The following is a 7,943-nucleotide window of genomic DNA, read 5'->3' as shown; positions in this document are numbered from 1 at the left end:
CGAGTAAATGGAATAAGATTGAGCATCGCTTGTTTTGTCACATTACCCAAAACTGGAGAGGTAGACCATTAACCAGCTTGCAAGTTGTGATTAATCTAATTCGCAATACTACCACCACACAAGGATTAGAAGTTGAGGCTAGATTAGATCCAAATCTCTACAAAACGGGAATCAAGGTTACAGACCAAGAGCTTGATACTATCGCAATCGAACGAAATTCTTTTCATGGTGAGTGGAACTATATTATCAAACCCAAGCTGGTCACTTAATTGTTCAAGTTATTTTTACATAACTCCTAAATAGGCGTGAAGCTCTACATTATTCTGAAAATAAAATTTTTAATCAATCGCAACTATGACATCAGATGCCTTAATTACAACATAAGCTTCCTTACCAATTGCAAGTTGAAGCTTTTGAGCTGATGACTTTGTAATAATCGCAGTCACTTCTACATCAGGCATTATTTCTAGTATGACTTCAGTATTAACCGAACCAGGTAAAATATTTTTAACAATACCTTTGAGACAGTTCCGAGCACTAATATCCATAGACTTAATTTCCTATCCCAGCAGGAATACTAGCACATACTGGACAAGAGGAATCATGATAAGAACGGCGTTTGGCAAACTCCATTCGGCTCAAATCGATTGTCAGCAGTTGTGATAACAGGGGCTGACTAAACCCAGTAATTAACTTTATAGCCTCTAATGCTGTTAGACAAGCTAGTGTTCCAGAAACAGCACCCAGAACAGCAAAGCCGCGTTTATCCCAATCCGGCTTTTCTGGAAACAAGCATGATAAACAGGGAGTTACACCAGGAATAATCGTTGTTAGGTAAGCCTCCATTCCATTCATTGCAGCTTCCACCATTGGTTTTTGCCAACGCACGCAAGCTTCATTCAATAAGTCACGTTCAACAAAATTGTGGGCGCAGTCAAGAGCTATATCGACTCTTTGCACTAAAGAATCCACATTTTCTCTTGTAATGTAATTATCAATTGCTTCTACGTGAGTGTCAGGATTGATAGCTTGCAAAGTTTCTTTAGCTTTGAATACTCTTGGCTTACCTACCCAATCATCTGTCATCAGAACTTGACGGTTGAGATCGTCCAACCGCAGACTGCCACCCCTAACCAGAAGTAGCCGTCCAACACCTGCTATTGCAAGGTAAAGTGCTGCTGTACCGCCTAACCCTCCTACACCTGTAACCAGAACTGTTGCTGACTTCAGGCGTTTTTGAGCTAGTTCGCCAAAATGAGGGAGCATCATTTGGCGGTGATAGCGTTCTAACTCGGTAGGCGTTAAGTCCATTGTTTTTTACTTCATCATCAGTAGTAAAAGCTATCACCTATTAGATGACGACAATTGTAACCGCATACACATTTTGTGAGTTTTTGCCAATTTAGTAGGTAAAAATAGAGCACAGGTTGGTATTATCAATAGTATTTATTAATCAATCACTTTTCTACTATGTACTTAAATAAATCATTAATCACTCAATTAGCTGTGATATAGCTGCCAGAAAGCCAATATTCCCCAACCTCATAAACTTTACCTTGTTGGACAACCTTTAGTTTTGACCACAGAGGTTCTGTTTGGAGTTGCTGAATTGCTCTTTAGGACTTAAGAGGGCTATTAAAGCGGGAAGCTATTAAAAACAAGGCATCCCCATCCAATTTAGTGAGCAATTCTGGGGATATAACGTAATTAACAGGGTAATCTGATAGCTTACGGGTTGCATTTACGAGTTGTGAAGCGTAAAGCCCCCGTCATTCATGTGGGGGATATAAGCGAACCGGATGAATTTATTCATCCGTGATGCGGGTCATTCATATACTCTAGGACTTTTTGGCTACTAACCTTGCCCGTCGTATCAAACATATACGAATGTGTCCACAAGCTAGGAAGCTTCATTAATTCTGGAAATTCTTGTCTTAGATATCTAAATGACGTTAGCAATCGCATTTGGTATCCCTTGTGATAGAAGAGAAAGAGCGAATGCAAACAAATAACTGGTTACAAATAGACCGCCCAAACAAAATGTAGATATTTTCTCTTGATTTACTCCTTTACTCTGCTTGGGGAAACCCTGGTAGAGCAAGTAGCTAGGATGAATGTAGAATCCCCGACCCTTTAGGGCAGCGAGTGTCAAAACATTAGTAGTTGGTAAAATCGTACTAACGATAGTCCAATATTTTTTAACTAATTTGGTAACATTATGCCCAGAAAGGAACAAGGGTGGGTTACATTCCAAACGTCGGAGGAAGAGCGGAAAATTCTGGAGGAGTTCTGCGAGCAGTTTCAGCGAACCAAGACCGAGATTCTACGGGAACTAGTGCGTAGTCTCGCTCGGAACTCTTTACCAGTATCATTAACAACTCAGATTGCGGAAATGGAAAACGCTTACACTCAAAAGCCTGAGATAGAAAATGGTATTCAAAAAAAACCGCTAAAAGTTAGCTCTCGCAATGTCCTTAAGGGTGTTGTCAAAAGGATTGTAAAAGACTCAGTTAATAGCGAGGTAACACTGGAGATTGTCCAAAAAGTTGAGTTAACCTCAATTATTACCAGAGTGTCCGCAGACGAGTTAGACCTATCCGAAGGAAAAGAAGCATATGCCGTTATTAAGTCCAACGATATTGTGATTGCTATGGAATAGAGATAATAATTTAGTCTAGAGTTGGGGAGTAATATATCATTCGGTAACTCACATTTAATCCATAATCTTCAAACAGTCAACTTATAATTTTGCTATAACTACCAAAACCTTCACTGAGTTTAATCAATATTTGAGTGATTCAAATACTTCTCCTTTTATTGTCGCTCATTCAACAACAATGCCTCCTGAAGTCTAAAGGCTCCATGAGTTTCCCTACCGGGCCATTTTTACCAAAAAACAGCAGCAGTAAAAAGCTGACAACTGTGAGCAGTAAAGTCAGAGGAGTAACAAAAACACCTTCAATCAACGATATACCTCTGCCACGATATCCCAGCATCCAGTAAGCTTTTAATGAAGTTAAGACTTGTTAAGCGTATTGTCCTGCGAGGTTAGCAGTTGAGGATGGGTTAGATGTAGTGGTTTGACCACAGCCGACAATTACTAGAAACGAGATAAATACCCAACTTGCAAAAGTCAGGATTCGTTTATTAATCATTCACAGTCTATCAAGCGTTTTTTATTAATTCACGTTCAATGTGAATTAAGTCTTGAAACCCTTGTAATTTCGTAGGTATTACCAAAAGAATTTGCTCAGGGTATTCGCGGTCATTGGAGTATAGAAAATCGACTTCATTGGGTTAAGGATGTAGTTTTCAATGAAGATCGTTCAACTATACATCTTGGTCATGCCCCAGCCAATCTCTCTGTTGTGCGATCGCGCCTGAACAACTCCCGGAATTCTCTAAAAGCAGATGGATATAGCTTGAATGCTAGAGATGCCATGAGTGGAACCACAAGCAGCATTCGCATGAACATCAGTAAGAATGAATTCTGTAAATCCGGTTTAACGTATCCACCAAGTAAAAATAAACCCAGTACGAGATGTTCTGAAAACAAAACTCGCACAGTAATGTTGTGAAACGCCAAAACAAAGGAGGATAGAAGAACCGTCAACATTATCTTTAATATTCTGGTTTCGTCACTTGCAGGGACGGTCGCCCAGAAAATTCATCATACCATTTTGCAAGCTTGGGGTAGCTTAGTCGCCATTGCAGTTCAGGCAGACGACTCTCTAACCCTAGCGCTGATGCGATGATGATATAAGCAAGCTTAGGAGTTTGGTCGAATTTATCAGAAATCTTCTCAAAGTATTCCAAGATTCTTAAAGCACGCGATCGCTCTAACTTGATTACCCCTGATGATTGCTCACTTGAAGAACGCCGTAACTCCCGTACCCAGACAGCAATACCATCTATGAACCCACTAGCTGTACCTTCAAGTTGCTGTAAAAAGCCATCAGAAATGTCAGCAACTAATTTGATTTTGGGATTGAATTGATTTAAATAAACGCATATTATGCGTGTTTCACTCAAAATAAATCCGTCATCAGTTGCTAGAGTTGGGACTTTACCTGTAGGGTTGTAATTCAGTAGCTCGCTGTTCGGATCTCGTACAGTGACTTTTTGCATTTCGATCTGTTTGCTAAGATTCAGTTCTACTGAAGCTATTCTTGCTATACGTGCATACGGGGAGTTAGGTGTGTAAAAGAGTTTCATGAAAAAATGCAATAGTTTTTTTTATACTTTCTCCCTTCGCTCATAGAGAGCTAGGGAATTAGGTTGCAATGATTTTAATGTTTATAAAATTACGTACAAACCCTTACTAATTCAGGAGATACAATTTGTGTAAATTGGTTAACTGGACGGGCTGAACCAAGATTTTCTTGTATAACCCGTCCTTCATATTGCTTCCCAGCCCTCAATTCTTTTTAAACTAAAGCTGGCTCGCGTCGGTTATATGTGGAAGAATCTCCCTTAATAGCCTCACTTTGTTTGCCATCAATACCAACGGGAGTATCGCCAACAATAGTCACACGCTGAACGTGACGAGCTTGGTTGCCGTAGTCAGCAATAGCATAATGTTGAGTAGCGCGATTATCCCAAAAAGCTACATCGCCGACTTTCCAACGCCAGCGAACTGTATTTTCTGGACTTGTAACATAAGCCTGCAACAATTTCAGGATTTCATTGGATTCATTCTGTGATAAACCGCGAAGGCGGCGCACAAAACCACCGATAAATAGTCCTCGTTCGCCGGATTCAGGATGAATGCGGACAACTGGATGCAAGGTTTCATATAAAGTCGAGGTGAAAACAGCCCGATGCTCTAAGATTTCTTGGGATAAGTCAATTGCAGCAGCTGCATAATCGTAGGCGTTGCTGTGTACTGCCCAGAGTTGGTCAGCAAGATTACGCAGAGGAGTTGGTAAATCTTCGTATGCTGTCACGGAGTTTGCCCAAACCGTATCACCTCCCGATGGCGGAATGACGAGCGCCCGTAAAACAGAACCAAGGGGAGGACGGTCTACAAATGTGACATCGGTGTGCCAAATATTAGCGCGGTTAGCAGTTCGCCCGTAATTCAGGTCAAGAATTTCTAGGTTTTCTGGAAGTGATGGAACAGTGGGATGAGCTGTAGTTAATTCTCCAAAACGACGGGCGAAGGCTATTTGTCCTTGAGCGTCAAGGTTTTGCTCCCGGAAGAAGATGACTTTGTATTTAACTAAAGCTTTACGGATATCGCTGATGATTTCATCACTGAGGTTATTACTCAGGTCAACACCAATGATTTTTGCTCCGATACGACCGGCAATTGGTTTGATGTCAAAGTGTTGTGAACTCACGATCTCTACGTCTCCTATATGATTTTTGTTGAATGAGATTTACAGATTTGCCGAAATTAAGTGTGCCATTTCACCCCTAGTTTTTGTAAAAAACGAATGCCCGTAGTTCGATACTTTCTCGTGGAGGAGCATCTATTGGACTAGTGGGGTCTTCAAAAGCTGTATGGGCTGCAAAACGCGCGCGTCCGTCTTCTGCGGAGTCAAAACACTTGATAAATAGTGCTTCGTCTCTGTGCATTTGTGGAAAATAAAACCATTTATGTTCGGCGTTATATGTAACTGCGTAGGTTTCACCGACGCGATCGCGGTACACGAGATCGCCAGCTACAAGGTCTGTTGCTGCAATGCTTCGCGCGTCACACAGTGCCAATGGCGACTCTTGGATTGGTTGGGCGATCGCCCGCCAAACATTGATTATGGCAAACCGTTGTTTTAGTAGCGCATCAATGTCATCTATGCCTCGCGCTGCTAATTCCAAACGAGCGCGAGTATATCCAGATTTAGCGGTGAAGTCGTTGTGTACGCGCTTGGCTGGTTCTTTAATGTTATTTTCACTAGGTTTGGACTTACCAGCATTACGGACGGTGTTATCGAATATCACTACCTGAGTTCCGCCTGTCACCTCTTTTAATAATTGCTCGGCTTCTGGGTAGTAGACGCGGCGAACTTCGTCTTCATCATAAAAATCACGCACATTAGTATGATGTCCAGTAAATCCAAATCCTTCTCGATCTAATGAGATGTTATCTGAGATCGAACGAGCATTGTAAATTGGCAGTTTGTGCGTCTGATAAGTTCCATTGGTGCGAGGAATTCCTACTGGGGGTTCGTAGGTGTAGTTAACAGGTTTTTCTGCCATTGGAATTAGATAAGTGAGATTAGCCTCGACGTATGGCAGATCCTGGGAAATCGGTCTATCTAGAACTTGGTTATTTAAGCTCATAGGTCATCCTATGTTGGATTTTAGTTAATTGTTGTTAGTTGTCGAGACGCGATTAACCCTTGTCTGTACAAGAGTCATTTTCTTCATCTCCCCTTGCTTTTTCGTTCATCTGTCCTATTTTTGAGTTGCACCAATGGGAACAGGTTCGCCGAGAATTTTGGCGAATCTTTGCAAATAAAAGTCCACAGGGTTTGCTACTGCTTGAATTGACTCGCGTTGGCGCAATAAATTCCACCATGTCTGCAAATGAGGTGTTTGCGCTGGTAGTGTGAATTTGCGGAAGTGTTCTAAGAGTGGTAAACGTTCAAACCAAGGATAGAAGCTGATATCAACAAGGCTAAACTCATCTCCTAACCAGTAATGACCGTTAGATAGTTTGTTTAATCCTTCCTGCTCAATATATAAAAGTGCTTCTGTAAACTCTCTTCGTCCCTGTTCTTGTTCTTGGCTATCTTTACCGCGAAGAAATTTGTTAAACGCAGGTACAAAGCGAGTATTAGCGTAGTCAATCCAAATCCGAGCGATCGCTTTGCTTGCAGGATTGTGCGGTAGTAACGGCGGTTCTGGAAAAACCTCATCTAGATATTCATTGATGATGGCAGACTCGTAGATTTCTACATCTCCATGTTTGATAGCCGGAACTTTGCCATAGCGCGAAATCTGGGTGTACCCATCTGGTTTATTTTGTAAGTCAATTTCAATGGGGGTGAAGTCAATACCTTTTTCTAGTAAAACCACACGAGTACGTTGCGAGAAGGTGGAAGCTTTGGCGAAGTAAAGTTGTATATTGCTCATGAAATCCTTTGTTAGTAACGATTGTGAAGGCAAGACTATATGAGATTGCACAACTCAAACGATAGAAGCCAAATGTGTCGCTCAGTGCGATTAAATAATTTGACTAGCAGGTATCTATGTTGGCTAAATGCCATATTACAGTTTATCGGTCGATTTAGTGTAGTTTAATTATTATACAGTTTTTCTGAAACATGTATACCTAATTATTAGATTATCTAAATAAATATTTAGACAGGACTTAGGCACAAAGATTGTCTGTTGAGATTGGGTGCAAGGGATATGGCACGTTTGTAAACGTGTCATACGCTGCTTATAAGAGTAATGAATCAATGAAGAAGCCGTTTCCAATCAAGCAGATAGTGTGGTGCAATATATCTGTCGGGATTGGAGCCAACAGAATGTTCCGATTGAGTTAAGTTAATAAGCTGTTGGGCTATCTAAAACTGTAGTACTAGTTTAGCTGTAAATAAATTACAGTTGGTACTTATGATTTATTAACTGTTTTAAATATTTTAATTATCTACTTAACTGTCTTAAATATCTTAATTGTCTGTATAGTTATTTACTTAACTGTCTTAAATATCTTAATTGTCTACTAAACTATCTATTTATATTGTTTTACCTACTATTGCATTTTATTGATAAAACTGAGATTATTTGAAAGCTGAGATTAAGAGTGTTAATTCTAAAAGAATCGCTCGCTTTGATCGAGTAACTAACATTTTTTTAAACAGACCTATGATATTTTAGTAAAAGTTATCTATAATTATTTAAAATTTACAGAAATGAATACTTCATAAATCACAAGTAATATGAGTTTTTAATATTGGATAAAGTCTTCATTATCAAGCAATTATAACGAG

General features: G+C 40.1%; 10 protein-coding genes and 2 pseudogenes. 3 read left to right on the top strand and 9 right to left on the bottom strand.

Annotated elements, in window-relative coordinates; genetic code table 11:
* Positions 1-269: ISAzo13-like element transposase-related protein (locus tag I8752_RS25285; protein ID WP_422615221.1), on the top strand; the 269-nt coding region annotated here is incomplete at its 5' end.
* A 69-nt stretch (positions 270-338) separates the two neighbouring features.
* Here the strand turns inward: I8752_RS25285 and I8752_RS25280 are convergent.
* The 3 genes and pseudogenes from I8752_RS25280 to I8752_RS25270 all read right to left on the bottom strand — a co-directional run.
* A complete protein-coding gene (locus I8752_RS25280; protein WP_214434988.1) occupies positions 339-548 on the bottom strand; it encodes a TOBE domain-containing protein in 210 nt (69 codons plus the stop codon).
* A gap of 4 nt (positions 549-552) precedes the next feature.
* Positions 553-1,311 (bottom strand): HesA/MoeB/ThiF family protein, encoded by a 759-nt coding sequence (locus tag I8752_RS25275; protein ID WP_214434987.1) that lies wholly within the window; start codon positions 1,309-1,311, stop codon positions 553-555.
* Between the two features lie 498 nt (positions 1,312-1,809).
* Positions 1,810-1,950, bottom strand: a pseudogene (locus I8752_RS25270) (transposase); the annotation flags it as partial.
* 268 nt (positions 1,951-2,218) lie between these two features.
* Here I8752_RS25270 and I8752_RS25265 point away from each other — a divergent pair.
* A complete protein-coding gene (locus I8752_RS25265) occupies positions 2,219-2,659 on the top strand; it encodes a TOBE domain-containing protein (protein WP_214434986.1) in 441 nt (146 codons plus the stop codon).
* A 367-nt stretch (positions 2,660-3,026) separates the two neighbouring features.
* On the opposite strand, the gene I8752_RS38170 is transcribed toward I8752_RS25265, so the two are convergent.
* Positions 3,027-3,155, bottom strand: a complete 129-nt coding sequence (locus I8752_RS38170) for a hypothetical protein (RefSeq protein ID WP_263986137.1) — start codon at positions 3,153-3,155, stop codon at positions 3,027-3,029.
* 90 nt (positions 3,156-3,245) lie between these two features.
* Between I8752_RS38170 and I8752_RS39150 the strand changes: the two are divergent.
* Positions 3,246-3,374: pseudogene (locus I8752_RS39150) on the top strand (ISAs1 family transposase); the annotation flags it as partial.
* Here the strand turns inward: I8752_RS39150 and I8752_RS25260 are convergent.
* The 5 genes from I8752_RS25260 to I8752_RS25240 form a co-directional block, all read right to left on the bottom strand.
* Entirely contained in the window at positions 3,344-3,616 is a 273-nt protein-coding gene (locus tag I8752_RS25260; RefSeq protein WP_225895899.1) for a hypothetical protein, read from the bottom strand. The pseudogene I8752_RS39150 and the gene I8752_RS25260 sit on opposite strands and share 31 nt — an antisense overlap.
* Positions 3,617-3,621: 5 nt before the next feature.
* Positions 3,622-4,215, bottom strand: a complete 594-nt coding sequence (locus I8752_RS25255; protein WP_214434985.1) for a glutathione S-transferase family protein — start codon at positions 4,213-4,215, stop codon at positions 3,622-3,624.
* 212 nt (positions 4,216-4,427) lie between these two features.
* Positions 4,428-5,342: a TauD/TfdA dioxygenase family protein gene (locus I8752_RS25250; RefSeq protein ID WP_214434984.1), complete on the bottom strand. Its 915-nt coding sequence runs from the start codon at positions 5,340-5,342 to the stop codon at positions 4,428-4,430.
* 76 nt (positions 5,343-5,418) lie between these two features.
* Positions 5,419-6,285, bottom strand: coding sequence for a CmcJ/NvfI family oxidoreductase (locus I8752_RS25245; protein WP_214434983.1), 867 nt, complete (start codon positions 6,283-6,285; stop codon positions 5,419-5,421).
* Between the two features lie 114 nt (positions 6,286-6,399).
* Entirely contained in the window at positions 6,400-7,080 is a 681-nt protein-coding gene (locus I8752_RS25240; protein ID WP_214434982.1) for a glutathione S-transferase family protein, read from the bottom strand.
* Between the last annotated feature and the right edge of the window lie 863 nt (positions 7,081-7,943).

The sequence above is a fragment of the Dendronalium phyllosphericum CENA369 genome (assembly GCF_016056275.1).
Classification (GTDB): domain Bacteria; phylum Cyanobacteriota; class Cyanobacteriia; order Cyanobacteriales; family Nostocaceae; genus Dendronalium; species Dendronalium phyllosphericum.
This window is presented reverse-complemented; position numbering and strand designations above follow the sequence as displayed.